This window comes from Paraburkholderia solisilvae (assembly GCF_902859875.1).
In the GTDB taxonomy this organism is placed as follows: domain Bacteria; phylum Pseudomonadota; class Gammaproteobacteria; order Burkholderiales; family Burkholderiaceae; genus Paraburkholderia; species Paraburkholderia solisilvae.
In genome coordinates, this window is record NZ_CADIKF010000124.1 from 1 (window position 1) to 1,470 (window position 1,470).

General features: G+C 66.0%; 2 protein-coding genes. Both read right to left on the reverse strand.

Annotation, left to right across the window (positions count from 1 at the left end; genetic code table 11):
* A partial coding sequence (locus tag HV675_RS32070; RefSeq protein WP_175115471.1) for an Hpt domain-containing protein occupies window positions 1-892 on the reverse strand: 892 nt, incomplete at its 3' end.
* 102 nt (window positions 893-994) lie between these two features.
* A complete protein-coding gene (locus HV675_RS32075; RefSeq protein WP_175115472.1) occupies window positions 995-1,366 on the reverse strand; it encodes a response regulator in 372 nt (123 codons plus the stop codon).
* Window positions 1,367-1,470: the final 104 nt, after the last annotated feature.

Here is a 1,470-nt window from a genome sequence, read left to right on the forward strand (position 1 = left end):
CGGCCGCCTGAACCGGCGCGGCCTCGGCTGCCTGCGTTGCCGCGGCGGCCTGCGCCGGCTGTTCATCGCCTGCCGGTGCACTGCCGCGGCCGACCGAGATCTGGCTCTCGTCGATCACAAAGCAGAGCACCGCGACGATGTCGTCGGACGGCACATCGGTTTCGAGCCACAACGTCAGATCGTTGCCGCTCTTCACCTGCCCGACGATTTGCCCGAGGTTGCCCAGCTCCTCAGCGAGCAGCGCCTCGTCCTTCTCACCTACGCCCCGTAGCGTCACTTTCAGATGCGGACCGGCGGCGTCTGCTGCGCCGCTCGATGCCGGTGTCGCTGGTGTTGCCGATGCTGCCGTTGAATCGATACCGTGACGCGCGTTGGCCGCATCGACGGCCTGGTCGATCACGTGGTCCGGCGGCGTGCCGTCGGCGGCCGGCGCCGTCTGCGCAATCGTTGGCGCTGCGGGCGCCGCAGCGGCCGGCGCTGCCGCCGCTTCGCCGCCGAAGCGGTTTTCCGCGTTCAGGCGTTCGAGCTTCGCGCAGATCGCCGCGGCGACCGCCGCGTCCGGTTCCTGGCTCGCGCGGTAGTCGGCGAGCTGGCCGGACAACACGTCCTTCGTCTCGAGGAACGTGTCGATCATGTCCTTGCGCAGCACGAGTTCGTTGTTGCGCGCGCGATCGAGCAGCGACTCGAGGATGTGCGTCGTTTCGGTGAGCGCGGTAAAGCCGAACGTCGCGGCGCCGCCTTTGATCGAATGCGCGGCGCGGAAAATCGCAGCGAGATCTTCCGGGTCGGGCTGGCCGACATTCAGATTGAGCAGCAACTGCTCCATCTGCGCGAGCAGTTCATCCGCCTCGTCGAAGAACGTCTGATAGAACTGTGTGATATCGAGTGTCATGCCTGGTTCACCGCGAATAATTCTGTCTGCTGGGCTCGTGCTGCCTGCTTGGCTGCCGGTTCGTGTTCGCTTATCAAGGTGTTGCTGGACGGTGCGTGAGGTTCACTCGGGCGCGTCGAGCGTCGACACGAGTTCGGTCAACATGTCCGGATCGAGTGGCTTCTCGATCCAGCCCGTCGCCCCCGCCGCACGCGCCGCCGCCTTGAACGGCTCGCCGGATTCCGTTGTCAGCAACAGGATCGGCGTGGCCTCGTAGGCCGGGTTCGCACGCAACTCGGCGATCAGATCGACGCCGGTCTTGCCCGGCATGTGCTGATCGGTCAGCACGAGATCGAACGCCATCGCGAGCGCGTGCTCAAGTCCTTCGTCTCCATCCGCGGCGACCGTCACGTCGTAGCCGGCCGTGGTCAGCGTCGCGGAAAGAATCTCCCGCATCGCGGCCGAATCGTCGATCGCGAGAATGTGCCTGATCATGAAAACCTCGCTGCGTCTCGAATATGGGTTTACTTGATCCCTACTGCTGCCGGAGCCGGCTGCGGCGCGGCAATGCCGGGCGCCGCGAGGTTCGGCGCGACGGC